This window comes from Halomonas sp. R57-5 (assembly GCF_900070345.1).
Taxonomy (GTDB): Bacteria; Pseudomonadota; Gammaproteobacteria; order Pseudomonadales; family Halomonadaceae; genus Vreelandella; species Vreelandella ventosae_B.
Genome location: NZ_LN813019.1, coordinates 4,239,488 through 4,254,806 on the forward strand (window position 1 = coordinate 4,239,488; position 15,319 = coordinate 4,254,806).

20 protein-coding genes and 1 pseudogene are annotated in these 15,319 nt (G+C 52.5%); 4 read left to right on the forward strand and 17 right to left on the reverse strand.

What is annotated here, in order from left to right:
* Nucleotides 1–82: 82 nt before the first annotated feature.
* A complete protein-coding gene (locus HALO_RS19245; protein ID WP_050713882.1) occupies nucleotides 83–1,255 on the forward strand; it encodes a UbiH/UbiF/VisC/COQ6 family ubiquinone biosynthesis hydroxylase in 1,173 nt (390 codons plus the stop codon).
* A 138-nt stretch (nucleotides 1,256–1,393) separates the two neighbouring features.
* On the opposite strand, the gene HALO_RS19255 is transcribed toward HALO_RS19245, so the two are convergent.
* Complete coding sequence (locus tag HALO_RS19255; RefSeq protein WP_035576730.1) at nucleotides 1,394–2,071, reverse strand: DsbA family protein; 678 nt, start codon at nucleotides 2,069–2,071, stop codon at nucleotides 1,394–1,396.
* Nucleotides 2,072–2,174: 103 nt separating this feature from the next.
* Entirely contained in the window at nucleotides 2,175–3,089 is a 915-nt protein-coding gene (locus tag HALO_RS19260) for a cation diffusion facilitator family transporter (protein ID WP_035576729.1), read from the reverse strand.
* Nucleotides 3,090–3,451: 362 nt separating this feature from the next.
* Between HALO_RS19260 and HALO_RS19270 the strand changes: the two genes are divergently transcribed.
* Nucleotides 3,452–4,648, forward strand: a complete 1,197-nt coding sequence (locus tag HALO_RS19270) for an E22 family MetX-like putative esterase (protein WP_035576728.1) — start codon at nucleotides 3,452–3,454, stop codon at nucleotides 4,646–4,648.
* 144 nt (nucleotides 4,649–4,792) lie between these two features.
* Here the strand turns inward: HALO_RS19270 and HALO_RS19275 are convergent, their stop codons facing one another.
* The 6 genes from HALO_RS19275 to HALO_RS19300 form a co-directional block, all read right to left on the reverse strand.
* Nucleotides 4,793–5,092 carry a CcdB family protein gene (locus HALO_RS19275; protein ID WP_035576726.1) on the reverse strand — a complete coding sequence of 100 codons (300 nt, stop codon included), beginning with the start codon at nucleotides 5,090–5,092 and terminating at the stop codon, nucleotides 4,793–4,795.
* Nucleotides 5,092–5,337: a type II toxin-antitoxin system CcdA family antitoxin gene (locus HALO_RS19280; protein ID WP_035576725.1), complete on the reverse strand. Its 246-nt coding sequence runs from the start codon at nucleotides 5,335–5,337 to the stop codon at nucleotides 5,092–5,094. Before HALO_RS19280 ends, HALO_RS19275 begins: the two co-directional genes overlap by 1 nt.
* A 216-nt stretch (nucleotides 5,338–5,553) precedes the next feature.
* Complete coding sequence (locus HALO_RS23640; protein WP_261377662.1) at nucleotides 5,554–5,682, reverse strand: hypothetical protein; 129 nt, start codon at nucleotides 5,680–5,682, stop codon at nucleotides 5,554–5,556.
* Nucleotides 5,683–5,779: 97 nt separating this feature from the next.
* Nucleotides 5,780–5,953, reverse strand: coding sequence for a hypothetical protein (locus HALO_RS19285; protein ID WP_231896760.1), 174 nt, complete (start codon nucleotides 5,951–5,953; stop codon nucleotides 5,780–5,782).
* A gap of 38 nt (nucleotides 5,954–5,991) precedes the next feature.
* Nucleotides 5,992–6,294, reverse strand: coding sequence for a CopG family antitoxin (locus HALO_RS19290; RefSeq protein ID WP_035564496.1), 303 nt, complete (start codon nucleotides 6,292–6,294; stop codon nucleotides 5,992–5,994).
* A 340-nt stretch (nucleotides 6,295–6,634) separates the two neighbouring features.
* Nucleotides 6,635–7,288, reverse strand: a complete 654-nt coding sequence (locus HALO_RS19300) for a DsbA family oxidoreductase (RefSeq protein ID WP_035576724.1) — start codon at nucleotides 7,286–7,288, stop codon at nucleotides 6,635–6,637.
* A gap of 99 nt (nucleotides 7,289–7,387) precedes the next feature.
* On the opposite strand from HALO_RS19300, the gene HALO_RS19305 reads away from it, so the two are divergent.
* Entirely contained in the window at nucleotides 7,388–7,810 is a 423-nt protein-coding gene (locus HALO_RS19305) for a hypothetical protein (protein ID WP_050713883.1), read from the forward strand.
* Between the two features lie 107 nt (nucleotides 7,811–7,917).
* Here HALO_RS19305 and HALO_RS19310 read toward each other — a convergent pair whose 3' ends face one another.
* The 3 genes from HALO_RS19310 to HALO_RS19320 are packed head-to-tail and all read right to left on the reverse strand — an operon-like array spanning nucleotide 7,918 to nucleotide 9,344.
* Nucleotides 7,918–8,205 carry a HigA family addiction module antitoxin gene (locus HALO_RS19310; RefSeq protein ID WP_035576722.1) on the reverse strand — a complete coding sequence of 96 codons (288 nt, stop codon included), beginning with the start codon at nucleotides 8,203–8,205 and terminating at the stop codon, nucleotides 7,918–7,920.
* Nucleotides 8,206–8,215: 10 nt separating this feature from the next.
* On the reverse strand, nucleotides 8,216–8,434 hold the full coding sequence (locus HALO_RS19315) for a type II toxin-antitoxin system RelE/ParE family toxin (protein WP_081899015.1): 219 nt from the start codon (nucleotides 8,432–8,434) through the stop codon (nucleotides 8,216–8,218).
* Between the two features lie 28 nt (nucleotides 8,435–8,462).
* Nucleotides 8,463–9,344: an alpha/beta fold hydrolase gene (locus HALO_RS19320; protein ID WP_035576720.1), complete on the reverse strand. Its 882-nt coding sequence runs from the start codon at nucleotides 9,342–9,344 to the stop codon at nucleotides 8,463–8,465.
* Nucleotides 9,345–9,559: 215 nt separating this feature from the next.
* On the opposite strand from HALO_RS19320, the gene HALO_RS19330 reads away from it, so the two are divergent.
* Complete coding sequence (locus HALO_RS19330) at nucleotides 9,560–9,970, forward strand: hypothetical protein (RefSeq protein ID WP_035583067.1); 411 nt, start codon at nucleotides 9,560–9,562, stop codon at nucleotides 9,968–9,970.
* 41 nt (nucleotides 9,971–10,011) lie between these two features.
* On the opposite strand, the gene HALO_RS19335 is transcribed toward HALO_RS19330, so the two are convergent.
* The 6 genes and pseudogenes from HALO_RS19335 to HALO_RS19360 form a co-directional block, all read right to left on the reverse strand.
* Entirely contained in the window at nucleotides 10,012–10,974 is a 963-nt protein-coding gene (locus HALO_RS19335; RefSeq protein WP_035576719.1) for a ribonuclease Z, read from the reverse strand.
* Nucleotides 10,975–11,125: 151 nt separating this feature from the next.
* A complete protein-coding gene (locus HALO_RS19340) occupies nucleotides 11,126–11,599 on the reverse strand; it encodes a GNAT family N-acetyltransferase (protein WP_035576718.1) in 474 nt (157 codons plus the stop codon).
* 645 nt (nucleotides 11,600–12,244) lie between these two features.
* Nucleotides 12,245–12,772 carry a protein-tyrosine phosphatase family protein gene (locus HALO_RS19345; protein WP_050713884.1) on the reverse strand — a complete coding sequence of 176 codons (528 nt, stop codon included), beginning with the start codon at nucleotides 12,770–12,772 and terminating at the stop codon, nucleotides 12,245–12,247.
* 77 nt (nucleotides 12,773–12,849) lie between these two features.
* A complete protein-coding gene (locus HALO_RS19350; protein ID WP_035576717.1) occupies nucleotides 12,850–13,692 on the reverse strand; it encodes a hypothetical protein in 843 nt (280 codons plus the stop codon).
* A 396-nt stretch (nucleotides 13,693–14,088) separates the two neighbouring features.
* On the reverse strand, nucleotides 14,089–14,934 hold the full coding sequence (locus HALO_RS19355; RefSeq protein ID WP_035576715.1) for an EamA family transporter: 846 nt from the start codon (nucleotides 14,932–14,934) through the stop codon (nucleotides 14,089–14,091).
* An 83-nt stretch (nucleotides 14,935–15,017) separates the two neighbouring features.
* Nucleotides 15,018–15,254, reverse strand: a pseudogene (locus HALO_RS19360) (MBL fold metallo-hydrolase); the annotation flags it as partial.
* Between the last annotated feature and the right edge of the window lie 65 nt (nucleotides 15,255–15,319).

The following is a 15,319-nucleotide window of genomic DNA, read 5'->3' on the forward strand; positions in this document are numbered from 1 at the left end:
TCAAACTCAACGATACTGTATAGCAACAGCGGGCCATGCAACGCGCCCTTTAACGGTTATTGTGCACCCAGGAGATACTCTTATGCAGCACGATCATGACATTATTATTGTCGGTGGCGGCATGGTGGGCGCCGCCATGGCGGCCCGCGTGGGTCATGCGGGCTTCTCCGTGGGGTTGGTGGAACACGGCGATGCCCCTACTCCCCCTAGCGGTGACTATGACCTGCGTATTTCCTCGCTGAATGCGCGCTCGTTAGCCTTTGTTAAGGCCAGCGGCACGGCTTTACCTGAGGAGCGTTGCTGCCCTTTTCGGCATATCGATGTTTCCAACCAGGACGGTACCGGCCACTCGCTGTTTTCCGCTGAAGATAGCGGCATGGATGACTTCGGCATCTTTATCGAAAACCGCACGTTGCAGTACGCGCTATGGCAACGGCTAGAACAGCTGCCCAGCGTCACCTGCTACACCCAATGCGCGCCGTTAAGKACGATCACCTCAAGCACTGGCCGCCTGCTGGAGCTGGATAATGGCAAAACCCTAAGCGCCCGTTTGATCGTCGGCGCCGACGGCGCGCAATCGACCCTACGTGAGCTAGCGGGGATCAACGTTAGTAGCCACGACTACCATCAGCGGGCGATGATCATTAACGTGGAAACCGAGCTGCCCCAGCAGGATGTCAGTTGGCAGGTCTTCACCCCCACTGGCCCCATTGCCATGCTGCCGTTACCCGGCCATCGCGCTTCCTTGGTGTGGTATGACACAGATAAAACCACCCAAGCCCGTGAACAGCTTGACGATGACGCGCTTAAAGCTGCCATCGAAATGGCCTTCCCTAAACGCCTGGGCAACCTTATCCGCATCGTCGCCCGGGCCAGCTTCCCCATCAAACGCCAACMCGCCCAGCGCTACATCGGCAAGCGTCTGGCACTCATTGGCGATGCCGCCCATGTGGTGCACCCGCTGGCAGGCCAGGGGTTAAATATCGGCCTGCACGACGCCGACACCCTTGCTGAAATCATTATCCAAGGCCGCGACCCAGGTGACTATGTCAACCTACTCCGCTTTGAGTGTCAGCGCCGCGCGGCTAACCAAGCGATGATCGCCGCCACCGATACGTTTCATCATCTATTTACCGGTGCCAAGCCGCTGCGCCAACTGGGCGATTTAAGCCTGCAGGTTGCTGAGCGCTTCCCGTTCGCCAAGCGCATGATGATGCAGCAAGCCAACGGGCTGAATCCGTTTAAAATGCGCTGAGTCTCGTTTGGGCCGACACCGCTTTACATGCATACTGCCAAAACGGTAGGCCAAACAACCGACGATGGCATTAGCTTCAGCCGCGAGGACGGCCCACAGCTTCTCCGCCCGGGTGACGGCGAAGCCACAGGCGCTGCATCACTGGCCATCCTCTGCTTCAGAGGTCGCCTGTACATGTCTCTCTACGGCATCAATCAGCGCTTGCATACCAAAGGGGTCTAAAGGTTCGCCATTGATGAAAAAAGTCGGTGTTTGGCGAATCTGGTTTGCTCTGACATCCGCCATGTCTTGGTCGATCACCGCCTGTACGTCAGCAGAGGTAAGTTGTTCCTCGGCAGCCGCTCGATCAAGACCCGCTTCGCTGGCGATTTCCAGGATAGCGGATTCATCAAAACTGCCATGAGATGCCCACTGCTCCTGGCGAGCCAGCAGTGCCTCCAGTACCGGTTCGAACACCCCCTGACGACGCGCGACTTCCAACACACGAATGGCCTTATCAGATACGTCGCCGTGGAAAGGCGTGTAGCGCACGATTAGCCGTACTTTTTCCGGATAGGTTTCCAGAATACGTTTGGTAAGTGGATAGAAGGCGCGGCAGGCTTCGCAGGCCGGGTCTAAAAACTCAACAATCGTCACTGGCGCGTCTGCTTGCCCCAGGATTGGGGAGTGTGAACGCACCAAGGAACTCTCGGCCTGGGCACCATTCTCACTGGCCGCCTCAGCTTGCATATCCAAGAGTGCAGGTTTTGATACCATCACGATGGCAGCCGTTAGCATCAACGTACCCGCAAGCATAAAAGACGTTTTTTTGAACATTTTTCTCTCTCTGTTTCAAAGGTGTAGTTAAAAAGCTAGGTCGGGACGCTACGACATGAAGCCAAATGGTAAATAGACATCTAAACGAGCGTGCTTTGGCCTGTTACTCATGCCCATAAAGGTTGGCATCCTGATGCGCGTGATCAACATGCTCAAACTCCAAGCTGGAATGGACAATGTTGAAGCGCTTTTTTAGCTGATCTTTGATCGCTGCTTTCACTGATTCAAGCCGCTGCCAACCTGCTTCCGTCATGACCACGTGGCAATCAAGGGCGGCCGCATTTTCCTGCATCTGCCACAGGTGCACATGATGAATATCCTGGACACCCTCGATGCTTCGTACGGTTTCAATGACGCCTTGCCCGTCAATGTCAGGCGGAGATCCCAGCATCAGCGTGCGGATAGGGCCACCAATTTCTGAGAAGGCAAGGTAAAGAATATACAGCGCAATCCCTATCGTAATGGCGGGATCTACCCAACGCATGTCGTACAGCAAAATCAGTGAGCCGCCGATAATCACGGCGATGGAGGCAAACGCATCCGATAAGTTGTGCAGAAACAGAGCGCGTATATTGACACTCTCTTTTTGCATCGACCAAGTGAGCATGGCGGTAAGTGCATCGATGACAAGCGCGACCCCACCAATGATAACGATGATCCAACCCTGTATCTCAGGGGGATGGATCATGCGCATAGCACCTTCGTAAATCAGATAGACGCCGACGATAATGAGCGTGGTGTAGTTAATGAGTGCTGCCACTATCTCGATGCGGCCATAACCAAAGGTCATGTGCGCATCGGCGGGTCGTCTTGCGATTTTGCGGGCGGCAAAGGCAATGACGAGCGCTGCCATGTCAGAAAAATTATGCAGCGCATCAGCGATAAGCGATAGGCTTCCCGACAGAATGCCACCGACGATTTGGGCGATGGTTAACAGACCATTGGCCCAAATTGAAATGCTGACACGCCGGTCGCCAGAGGCCGGATCAATGTGGGCATGATCATGATGATGTCCCATCTGTTAACCTCATTTGGATTATTCATTCCCTTCACTATAAAACCTCTAGCCACTAAAGCTTCAACCCTTGAGTATTGTCTATTTGCACCGCTCCGGTGGGGTAACGCTTGCCTAGATACTGGCGTAGCGATCGAGCTGCAACTGCTCCGCAAATTGATTGATCGTCTTGGTTAGATTGGCAAAGGTGGGTAAATCCGGTGCCACTACGTGATMCCTATAGGCAAGCGCCTCAATCACATCGCACCACATTTACGAGGGGGCAGCGAATCCGTTTAAAATGCGCTAGAACCGACTACGCTGAGAAGGCAGCGGCTCACTGTCGCCAATAACAACCACAATAACCTCTCATCTAAGGATCGCTTATGGCGCTTATACAACGGCACCCTCTGCTCACTGCCTCGGCCGTGATCGGTATCAGCCTAGTGGCCTCTTCATCGGTAATGGCCTGGGATGGCGTGATCGAAAAACAGACCTTCGAGATGGAAAACTTCACGACCCAAGGGGGCATGACCATTCCCGAGGTCACCGTGGGCTGGGAAGCCTACGGCGAGCTCAATGACGCCCGCGATAACGTCATTCTAATCACCCACTTCTTCTCAGGCACCAGCCATGCGGCTGGCCGCTATGAGGAAGATGGGCAGCCGACCGGCTACTGGGATGCCATCATTGGCCCTGGCAAACCACTGGATACCGATGAGTACTACATCATCTCCTCGGATACCCTGGTCAACCTCGGTGCCAATGACCCTAATGTCACCACCACCGGGCCCGCTTCCATCAACCCCGATACCGGCGAGCCCTGGGGGATGGACTTCCCGGTCGTCACCATCCGCGACTTTGTCGAGGTACAGCGCGAGCTGTTAGAGAGCCAAGGGATTGAATCACTGCATGCGGTGATGGGTGCCTCAATGGGCGCGCTACAGGCCATCGAGTGGGCCAGCGCCTACCCTGACCGAGTCGAGCGCTTAATCTCAGTGATCGGCGGCGGCGTTGCCGACCCCTGGCTGCTGGCCACGCTAAGCGCCTGGGCCGCGCCGATTCGGCTGGATGCCAACTGGAACGAGGGTAACTACTACGACGGCGAGCCGCCCACCGACGGCCTAAAAGAAGCACTGAAACTGGTCACTCTCAACGCCAACCACTGGCAATGGGCCAACGAAACCTTTAACCGCGACTGGGCCGATGAAGAACGCGACCCGGCTAAAGATATCAACGCCCGCTACGCGATTGAGCAAACCCTGGATGACATCGCCGCCGCCCGTGCCGCCACCTCCGATGCCAACCACCTGCTCTACCTGGTGCGCGCCAACCAAACCTTTATGGCAGGCCACGGCGATTCACTAGAGGAAGGACTTGCCGCTATCGAAGCACCAACACTGATGCTATACAGCGAAAACGATCTCGTCTTCGCCCCCGAAGGCGTGCGCGGCACCGCAGAGTTGATTGAAGCAGATGGCACCGACGTGACGCTTGAAACCCTGGAAGGCAACCGAGGCCACTTGGATGGTGTTGTTTCCATCAATCAAGCGAGTGATACGTTGCGGGCGTTTTTGAGGTAAGGGGGGGAGCGCTGGCTTTTAGACTAAAGCCAGCGTTTATCACACCAGCGCTGCTTTTTTTGCCAACATTTTAATGCATTCATTGCAGAGCAGCTCAAGTGCGGCCAATACGACGCAATCGGTGAAATACCTACAAGCTCAACCTTAAAATCCCAAAAACAGCATATCCAATGCCGCAGAAATTTCGTCTTGCTGCTCAGCAAGGCTACCCGCAATAAAACGCAATTCGCTTTCAGGCACAGCAGCCATGTACTGAGTCGCCATGACAACCTCTTGGCCCTGAATGTTGAACACCGGGTTTAGCCTTTGAGCAGGAGACGGTGCCGAGGATTTGGGCAGCAGKGGCACGACCACTCGAGTGTTCAAGCCACTGAGAAGATCTGTCTGAACATCCAGCAGATAGCCATCTCCACCCTTGTTTTCAAAGATATCGAAACGGGCCATTAGAACTGACGGTGCCGTGCAAGAGGCAATCCATTCGCGTCAACGTATGCATTCGAGCTTGCAAGGGCTGTGGCATTATCCTCCAACCACTGCTTCTGCTTATGCAGTTTTACCGCCTCCGCAATCCCTGCCTCTGCTGATCGTGAAACATTGATTCCCAGCGCTTTGGCCTCTTTTAGAAGGGCACTATCTAGCGATAGGTTCGTCGGCTTGCGTAGGGATTTKGGAACTTCGGCGGCTTGCATGATGCACTCCTCGCACATAACGATGCACTTAATATATGCGCATATTTATAGCACATCAATGTTGCGCGGCGCCAAGTTCAGAGCTACCTCGTGGATCAGCCATACTTCATTAAACTGGATAGTCTGGCTGCCTTTTTGCTCGGGCTAGCTTCGCCTTCTTTATACTGAAGAAGGKAGAAGGTAGAAGGTTTTAACATCCTGCCGTTTCCCATGCGCTCAGGCGAAACGCCTACTGAGCAACCCCTGCATGGCATTGCCGCCGCCCGCATTACTGCTCTGATTGAAGTGGGCGGCACCGGTAACCCAGGAAGGCAATCGAGGCCACTTGGATGGTGTTGTTTCCATCGATCAAGCCAGCGATACGTTGAGAGTTTTTGAAGCAAGGGCTTGAGCGCTGGCTTTGAGAGAGCCAGCGCTCTGACTCAATGTATAGGCGAATTAACTACCGAGCCTCATGCAAGCGTCCTTCCACATATTTATGAAGAATGCTGGCATCTTTCTTGAGCATCGCCTCAGCATACTGCTGATGCCTTGCGTTTCTGTCATTAACATCTGTCGCTCGTTGCAATTCTGCCGCATCGAATGCGTCCAGAATATCCTGCTCTTCTTTATTCAACCTACTCGTTTTGGATCTCCCAAATAGGCTGGATTGCGCTAACGTCTCCGCTGCCCTGATTTGTGAGCAGAAATGTCCTTGAGACCACCGGAAACATACTTGTGCAGAACACTAGAGACCAGAGATTGGTATGGCAGACCCTCTTCCAACGCTCGGCGCTGAAGCGCCTCAAGATCCCGACTGGAAATACGGATATTGATCCGCTTGTCTTTCTTGAACGTTTCTTCCGCTGCCTTCGTGAGATATTCCCGACGATCAGCATTCAGATCCGATTCAAACTCCTCGGAATCATATGCCTCAAGCAACTCTTGCTCTTCAGGCTCTAATTTAGTCCTAGCCATATTGCCCTCCTAGAAATTTCTTGGTGGCCTTGCGACTGGGAATAATCGTTTTGAGAAAAATTTCTCTCTCATTCTCGACGTACGGTACCAGCCAAGCGTAACCATCAATTCGAATCACAAACAGCCGCTGATTCGGATACCTATCCCTGTTTGGATGAGGCCCATCATCAAGCAAGCCACCTGACTGAAGAGCAAACAGGACATCTTCGAAGGAGACGCCACGCTCGCTCATCAACTGCTGGCTTTTTCAGGATTCCAGTTAGTTTGCTTCATGGGATGAGTGTAGCAAGCATGTGCCTATTGGCATCTTGCTAGCGCGAAGCATAGTGGAACAGGGACATTAGCGGCTAGCGTTTTCCTCGGCCACCTGACGAAGCGCATCGACCAACACGTCGGCGGGCTGGGCGCCCGAGACCAGGTAGCGTCCATCGAGAATAAGCGCCGGTACGGCGTTTACCCCTGCCTCCATGAATCGCTGCTCTGCCGCGCGCACTTCATCCGCGTACTGATCGGAGCGGGCGATGGCCTCAGCGGCGTCGCCGTCAAGCCCGACCTCAATGGCCTTCTCGCGTAGAACCTCTGGGTCTGAAGGGTTTTTCGCCTCACCAAAGTAGGCATCAAACAGTGCCAATTGCAGGGGCGTCTCTAGGTTCTGCGTTGCAGCCCACGCAAGCACGCGGTGGGCAGCGAACGTATTGTTCGCTCGACGCTCCTGGGCGCCACGAAAATTTAACCCAAGCTCTTCGGCCACCGCCATAATCTCACGCTGGGACTGCGCCATGCTGGCAGCATCCTTGCCGTATTTGCGGCACAAGTGCTCCAGGATCGGCTCGCCCTCAGGCGGCATGTCAGGGTTGAGTTCAAAGGGCTGCCAGAAGAGTTCAACGTCGATCTCGCCATCAAGGGTTTCTAGCGCTTGTTCCAAGCGCCGATAGCCGATCGCGCACCACGGGCAGGCTACATCGGACACCAAGTCAATTCTTACCTTTTGCATTTTGTATATCCCTTCGACATATCCCAAAATTCGATCAAACTAAAGAAAGTATGGTACGTGTATATTGTGAGTAACGGCAGTAGTGATTAGGAGACAGATATGGAAAAAGTAGCGTTAGCGTTAAGCACCCTATTACTGATCAGCGGGKGTGCTCAAAACAACAATACCGCCGCATCAGGCACGCCGGACTCAGATGTGTCGACCGAGCAAAMCCAGCCCCACCACCCGGAGACCGATCAATGGGTTGGCCGATGGACAGGCGTAGAAGGGCTATTTCTGGACATCAGCAAGAACGAGGCTGCAGGCCCCGGCCATTATCTGCTTGAAATGCAGTACGGCCTGGATGCCGATCAAAGCGGGMCCTTCGAAGGGCAGGCCACCGCCGAGGGCATTCGCTTCAACCGCGGGGACGGCCCGCAGTTGCTTCGTGCGGGCGACGGCGAAGCCACCGGCATGAAGTGGCTATTGGAAAAGGAAGACTGCCTGGTAGTCGCAACAGGTGAAGGCTATTGCCGCGACTGACCTGCCCGGCAAGCTTCAACGGGTGGTGGATGAAAGCAGTTATTCTGCCGCCAGTAGTTCAGCAAAGTGGCCCGCTTAATCCAGGGTGTACTTAAACCACCGCTGCTTTAAGCGGCAACCAGCCTCTTTACTTTAAGCTCTTTGCGATGCTGTTCGGCATGCCAAAGCTCGTATTGGGACTGCTGGTTCAACCAGCTTTCCGCAGAGGTATCAAACGCAATAGAAAGCCGCACCGCCATTTCAGGGCTAATACCGGCCTTGCCGTTCAGCACAGCACTGAGCGTTTTGCGACTTACGCCGAGCGCTTCCACAGCGGCTGTAACAGTAAGACCAAGGGGCTCCAAGCAAAGCTCGCGTAATACTTCTCCAAGGTGGGGAGGATTGTGCATCAGCATAGTCGGTACCTCAGTGGTAATCTTCGTAATTCACTATCTCGGCATCTACGTCCTCGAACCGGAACGTCACGCGCCAGTTACCACTAACCGTGACTGACCAGATTCCAGAGCGCTTACCTGGGAGTTCGTGCAAGCGAAGACCTGGCAAGTCCATATCGTTGGCATCTGACGCTACATTGAGTTGACCAAGAATAAGCCGAAGCCTCTTTGCATGCGCGGCCTCTCCCACTTCATTGCTCTGCCCTTAATTCTTCCTCTTATATTGTAGACAATACCGCTTCGGAAAATTCTCGTGGCGCTTCTTGCGGGAAATTGTGACCAACCCCGGGCATCACTCTGTGCTCATACTGTCCGGTAAAGAAATGATGATGATCCGCAGATCCGGCTAAAGGGGCAACGCCATCGTCGTGTCCATCTAACGAGATAGTTGGCACGGATATTTTGGGCAACTTAGTCAGACGCTGTTCGGTTTCTTCGGCTGAAGGGTCTCCAGGAACCAGACCAAAGCGATGCCGGTATGAATGAATCACCACGTCAACAAAGTCTGGATTATCAAATGCGATAGCTGTCTGGTTGAAATCTTCGTCCGTAAAACTCCAGGTAGGCGACCAAAGCTGCCAAAGAAGTTTACAGAGCTCACGACGGTTTTGAGATAGCCCTGCCCGCCCTCTTTCAGAGTGAAAATAGTACTGATACCAATAACGGTATTCATTTTCTGGAATCTGAGGGTTAGTCGATCCTAGAATGTCCTGAATGTTATAACCACCTACCGACACAAGTGCTTGAACACGCTCAGGCCAAAGAGCAGACAATATACATGCAGCACGACCACCCCAGTCATATCCGGCGAGCACAGCCCTCGAAATCTCAAGTGAATCCATCAATGCAAGAAGGTCATGAGCAAGCACTGCCTGCTGACCGGAACGTGGGGTATCTGAACTTAAAAACTGCGTTGATCCATATCCACGCAAATAAGGCACGATTACACGACAGCCCTTTGAAATCAAAATAGAACTTACCGCATCATATGCATGCACATCATATGGAAAGCCGTGAAGAAGAAACACTGGCGTCCCGGTTGGCGGGCCGTTATCAAAATAGGCAATGCTCAAAACGCCCGCCTCGATCTGCTTCAACATGGTCGCTGCCCCCTTAATGTCTCATGGTCTCATTACCGTTCAGCACGATGCTCATCTGTTTGCGGCTTACTCCCAATGCTCCGTAACAGTAAGGCCTAAGGCTCCAAGCAAAGCTCACGTAATCCTTCACTAGGATGGGGAGGTTTATGCATCAGCATTGGCGGCACTTCAGTGGTAATCTTATGTGCATTATAAAAGCGTGTCAGCCTATTACCATGCTTACAACAGCGTTAGCTTTCAGCGCTCTATTACTTATCAGCGGGTGCGCCCAAAACAGCAATACCGCCGCATCAGGCGCACCGGCCTCAGGTACGTTAACCGCTCACCACCAGATGACCGACCAATGGGTTGGCCGATGGATTGGCGTTGAAGGATTATTCCTGGAAATCAGCAAGGACGAGACTGCAGGCCCGGGCCATTATCGCCTTCACATGCGCTACGGCCTGGATGACGACCAAGTCGGCACCTTTGAAGGACAGGCCACCGCCGAGGGCATTCGCTTCAACCGCGAGGGCGGCCCACAGCTGCTTAGTGCGGGCGACGGCGAAGCCACCGGAATGAAATGGCTATTGGAAAAGGAAGACTGCTTGGTAGTCGCAACAGGTGAAGGCTATTGCCGCGACTGACCTGCGCGGCAAACACTCCAGGGGCGGCGGGATGAAGTCGGTTAATCACCCGCCAGTTCAGAAAACTGGCCCGCTTTATCCAAAGTGTATTCGCCAAAATCCCGCGCCAGGTAAAGCGAGCCCGAATAGGCGCGCTGGGCCTCGTTTCGGATGTCTTCAATGGAAGGCGACGCATGGGGGTTGAGCTGGTAACGGGGACTAAAGTGCGTCAGCACCAGGTTGGGCAGCTGTACCGATTCGGCAAACGCCGCGACAAGCTTGGCGTAGCTATGCCCCACATCACCGGCCTTCTGGGCCATCTCTTCGGTGTAGGTGGCTTCATGCACCAGCACCTGTGCGCCCGCGCACGCCGCAAACAACAAGTCAGGCTGGTCATTGTCCCCAGCGATCACCACTTTTCTCGGCTTGTGCTTGAAGATCAGGTAGTCATGGCTTTTTAAAAGCTCACCCTCAAACACAACATCAAACCCTTGCTTCAACTGCCCCCACAACGGCCCCCTCGGAATCCCCTTTTGCGCTAGCTTATCCACGTCCAAGGCGGCGTCGACTTTTGTCTCCGTAAATCCATAAGCGTAGGACGGCGCCCGGTGTGAAAGCCTGGAAGTGGTAACCGCCATGCTTTCAAACTCAACGCTTGGCAGCTCGTCCGAGGCGATAAACTCCAGGGTGAAGGGCAAGCATAGCTGCGTGACCTCACAGGTAGCATCCAACCATGCCTTGATGCCTGCGGGCGCCACAATGGTCAGCGGCGTTTTCCGGCCACCCATTCCCGCACTCGCCAGTATGCCCGGCAACCCATAGCAGTGGTCGCCGTGCACGTGGGTAATAAAGATGGCTTTCAGCGAATGGAAAGACAGCTTCGTGTGCAAAACCTGATGCTGGGTGCCCTCACCACAATCGATCAGGTACCAGCCCTTCCCTTTGCTCTCTTGTAAGGCGACCCCGGAGACGTTTCTGGTTTTAGTGGGTACACCAGCGGAGGTGCCGAGGAACAGTAAGTTCATAGTTTGCTCGTCATTTATTACGCCTCCGCTTGAGAAGCAAGGGCCTGAACTTCCAAAGGGCGAAGAACATACAAATTAACCATAGGGCGCCCATGGATCATATTTATGAGAGAAAAACGCTCAGACTAGAGKGAAGTGGGGATACGGTAAGTTATGCATCATCATTAGCCGTTGTACTCATGAACAATAAGTCATCTGTAGACTCAGACTCGATAACAAAGAAGCCAAGGCTTGAATACAAAGAACGAGCAGCATGGTTATCTCGATAGACACGCAGCGTAACCGTCGATGCGACTGTTAATTGCCTGGCCTTTTCGATGAGCTTTTCGCAAAGCAAGCGGCCTGCGCCATTCCCTCTTGCTTCAGGCGAAATGATAATCCTCCCGATATGAACAGAGCCCTGCTTTCCGGGCCAGAACTGGCCAAAACCAACGCAGTTGTTATCGATATCGGATAAACAATAGTTAGAGCAACCTTCTACAGCGAGTAGCTCAGGCAAATTGGCTGCAACAAAGGGAAACGGCACGGATGAGCCAGCCCAGCGAGCACAGGCCTTCTCATCACTGATCCAAGTCGCAATAGCGTCATAATCGGTTTTTACGGGTGTTCGCAGAGTTGTTTTCATATGTCTAACGCCGTTCAAAATGCGCGGTTACAAAATGGCGGCGAAGCCGCAATAGAGTAGGCGTCGGCGTAACGGGTCTTGTTATGGTTTGAATCCAGGTGGAATGTCCCAAAGTTGCACCTCAATATAGAGTTCAAAATCAGTTTCCCAATATCGCTCATAAGGAACCACCTGATCATTATCAGGAACCCCAAACCGCTCAACGATTTCGCTCACCTCGCTAAGCAAAAACACTTGATTGAAGTAAGGCTTATCGCCTCGGATAACGCAACAAAGCTATCCGGATAGGTCAAGGACGTTGTTTCAGGATCAAGCTCCAATAGAGGTATTTTCAGCTCACTTTGGTCAGCGTTCAAATCACGAAACCAAGGAGATTCTCCAAGCACGAGATAATAGGGATGACGACAGCGCGGCTTACCTCCTCGCGCAACGAAAAGTTCACGCAGCCGAGCTTCAACCTTGCTGCGAACTTCAATGTAGTTCCTGCCGTAGCGCCGTCGATAGCCGGGATCACGCTGATGACGCGTCAGAAGATCTAAGAAGATTGGATCTTTTGAGCCCGCTGGAAGTTCGGAGAGACTCCGAAATGGGCCAATCTCAGGTAGATAGTAGTGGGTAGCAAATTCTGGGAGTCTCATCTCTGCATCACGACTGAAGCGTTGGTTGGGATGAAATAATGACGGTTTTCTCAAAGGCACTTTCCGACTGACATAGCCTGAGAAAATCATTCGCAAACTGCTCCCACCCAACCGCTGTAAGTGCAATCGGCCGCACGCGGCGAACATGCGCAATGGCCTCTTGCGAAGCTAGGCCGTAATATCGAACAAGTATATAGGCCAATAAAAGGCCCGTACGATCTTTACCATGAGTGCAGTGTACAAGCACGGGGTTTCCACTCTGAATCTGCTCCCATACCCAGCGGCTTGTCTCCTCCAGAGCAGGCCAAGCAACTTCAAACGCATCGGGCTGCGGGGGTTCCTGGACGAGAATTGGAATTCTTTTATGAGCGATGCCAACAGCCTCCAAACTGGTAACATCAACCCCATATCCGCGGTTTAGGGTGAGGACTGCACGAATACCACCGTTATACAACTCTTGAGGATCCCAAGCCGCATTATTAGGCCCTGGTCGTCCTGCAAGAGCCCCTTCAATGAGCCAGAATAAGTGCTTCATATTCAGTTTCCCCAACACTTCAAATAACCGGTGCAAATGTAGCGCAGCGAAATTTGGATCCGAGTTAATTTTTCTTTTTAGGCTTTTGCCATAAAAATGGCGACTCGTTCCAACCCAGCGTCGCGATGAACTTCACCTTTGTGAAATTCATCACTCTCAATGGTGGCCAGAAGGTTACGGCGCTGAGGATAGCGTACAAATATAAAATGATCCCAGCGATCAGCTAGCATACACTCCTTGTCACTGCTGAATAACCCAAGGGGCTTCCCACCATAAACTGGATATGCGCCCCTTCGCAGCAATTCAAATCCCGCAATTTTGGAGTAGCGGTCATAGGCCTGTTTGCCGCTAATACCCTTTGTGACCTCGTAAGAATTATTATATTCTGCTTTCGGTTTATATTTATTCAAATTGTAAACAAAAAGAGGCTCGTCAAGATTTTGGGCTCTTGCTACTTTCATTTGATTCTCATCGGGCCAGACTGCGTTATTCTCGGCCTTCCATGTTGCTGTAGGGATGCCTTTGTCGGTGATACCTTTGAACAACCGAACACCCCTAGAGATGATCTTAACCATATAAAACAGTGCTGATGGTTCTGGTTCAATTGCAAGAACGGTATGCTCAGCGCAAACCTGATCTAGAGTTTCATCGAAGGTCGAAAGAAACTTGAAAGCTGCTTGAGTGGATGGAAACTCATCAATGATAATTTCATCTACCCACATCCCTTCTCGTGCAACAGGGTCTGCCTTAACTCGAAACAGCCTTTTGCTATTGAAGCTATTTTCACTCTCTTTCAAAAACTTACTATAGCCATTAAGATCTTTAACTTTCAGGTGGAAAACAAAAGCCACTTTTCTTATGCCAGCCTCTTCTAAGGACTTACTGAATGACTCTTTATCAATTGAGAAGGGCATATTCATTTCGATTCCATACTCAAGCTTAGCAGTAATTATACGGAAGGCTCCAGGGCCTCAATAAACGTCTCGGCGCAGTCATTGAGGTTATGTAACCTCCTTATTCGACTCTACCTCATTGCCTCCCCTGAGAGCAAAGCCAATTTTGGTGATAAAATATCCAAAATTCGCTTAACTGCGCGCTTTTCCAGATATAATAATACTTTACTCATGGAAATGAGTATTCAGACGATGGCATATTGCGGGCAGGTCTTGTTATCACAGTGAAAGAGTCGCTTCGATTTTATGGATAAGAGTAACCGAGCCGAGCAAGGTTAAAACTAACTGAGAGGCCGCTGGCGGTGTTCGAAATGTTTGGCGATCGCGAAGCTGATAAGCAATATTAGCGGCACGAAGCATTCATTAAGGCTTGTAGCGTGTCAACGTAATGCCGCAAGCGATGAGGCCTGAAGAAACAAACCGCCACACGCCGAAGCCTTCTTTTAGAATGATGGTGGAAATAAGCGCCGCGAACAGCACACTGGTTTCGCGTAGCGCCGAGACCATGCCGAGTGGGGCGTAGGCCATGGCCCAGATAACGATCCAATACGCACCGACCTGCATTCCACCGCCGACAACGGCGGGTGCCAAATTGCTGGATATAACTCTTTTTATCTCCGTGGCTTTCCATGTCAAAGCAATCGCAAACGTCAGCAAGCCGTTGCCGAGGGTCAATAAAACAGCAAAGCCGAGCACCGAGCCAGCTTGTCGTGCGCCCAGGCCACCCACCAGAGTGTAGGAAGCAATAAAGGCACCAGTACCTAGAGCAAGGAGGATAGCGCGGGGATTGCTGGTAATACCGGTGCTTGTATCGAACGCTAGCGACATCACGCCAACCCCGAGAAACAGCACACCGAGTAACGGGACAAAACCCAACATTTCGCCAGCGAACGCGGCAGCGCCAAGGGTAACGAGTAAAGGCGCCGATCCACGCGCGATGGGATAGACCTGGCCAAAATCGCCATAGTGGTAAGCCATGGGCAAACAAAAGTGATATGCGGTATGAATCAAAATGGCTAAGCCAAGTAGCGGCCAGCTTGCAGGATCGGGGAGCGTAACAAAAGGCAGAGCGAATGCAGAAACCAGACTGCCCAACAGGGTGATCACCGCCATGACGGCGATCCTGTCGCCACTCACTTTAACGATCGCATTCCAACTGGCGTTAAAGATGGCGGCGAGCAGTACAACCATTGTTATTTCTAGGCTCATGTCATCGTATCCTTGAGCGGCAGGATGCTACGTTAAGAAAAACTAGTTTTCCCAGCATAGTCCAAATTACGATGCACGTAGGTGGCTGCACTCGCCAGTATGCCCGGCAGCCCATAACAGTGGTCGCCGTGCACGTGGGTAATTAAGATGACTTTCAGTGAATGAAACGACAGCTTTGTGTGCAACACCTGATGCTGGGTTCCCTCACCACAATCGATCAGATACCAGTCCTGACCCTTGCTCTCACGCAAAGCAAACCCGGAGACGTTTCTTTGCTTAGTGGGCACACCGGCGGATGTGCCGAGGAAGAGTAAGTTCATGGCTTGTTCGTGCTCTCGCTTATGCGCTCTCTTTGGGAACAAGGCAGTGGATTGCCAGATCGCTA

Bases quoted from the DNA above. Each gene is read 5' to 3' on its own strand.
- HALO_RS19270 (WP_035576728.1), top strand. From the start codon at position 3,452: ATGGCGCTTATACAACGGCACCCTCTGCTCACTGCCTCGGCCGTGATC.
- HALO_RS19320 (WP_035576720.1), bottom strand. From the start codon at position 9,344: ATGTTGAAGCAGATCGAGGCGGGCGTTTTGAGCATTGCCTATTTTGAT.
- HALO_RS19340 (WP_035576718.1), bottom strand. From the start codon at position 11,599: ATGAAAACAACTCTGCGAACACCCGTAAAAACCGATTATGACGCTATT.
- HALO_RS19255 (WP_035576730.1), bottom strand. From the start codon at position 2,071: ATGTTCAAAAAAACGTCTTTTATGCTTGCGGGTACGTTGATGCTAACG.
- HALO_RS23640 (WP_261377662.1), bottom strand. From the start codon at position 5,682: ATGGAAACAACACCATCCAAGTGGCCTCGATTGCCTTCCTGGGTTACC.
- HALO_RS19345 (WP_050713884.1), bottom strand. From the start codon at position 12,772: ATGAAGCACTTATTCTGGCTCATTGAAGGGGCTCTTGCAGGACGACCA.
- HALO_RS19335 (WP_035576719.1), bottom strand. From the start codon at position 10,974: ATGAACTTACTGTTCCTCGGCACCTCCGCTGGTGTACCCACTAAAACC.
- HALO_RS19330 (WP_035583067.1), top strand. From the start codon at position 9,560: ATGCTTACAACAGCGTTAGCTTTCAGCGCTCTATTACTTATCAGCGGG.
- HALO_RS19350 (WP_035576717.1), bottom strand. From the start codon at position 13,692: ATGAATATGCCCTTCTCAATTGATAAAGAGTCATTCAGTAAGTCCTTA.
- HALO_RS19260 (WP_035576729.1), bottom strand. From the start codon at position 3,089: ATGGGACATCATCATGATCATGCCCACATTGATCCGGCCTCTGGCGAC.
- HALO_RS19290 (WP_035564496.1), bottom strand. From the start codon at position 6,294: ATGGCTAGGACTAAATTAGAGCCTGAAGAGCAAGAGTTGCTTGAGGCA.
- HALO_RS19310 (WP_035576722.1), bottom strand. From the start codon at position 8,205: ATGCTGATGCACAATCCTCCCCACCTTGGAGAAGTATTACGCGAGCTT.
- HALO_RS19300 (WP_035576724.1), bottom strand. From the start codon at position 7,288: ATGCAAAAGGTAAGAATTGACTTGGTGTCCGATGTAGCCTGCCCGTGG.
- HALO_RS19355 (WP_035576715.1), bottom strand. From the start codon at position 14,934: ATGAGCCTAGAAATAACAATGGTTGTACTGCTCGCCGCCATCTTTAAC.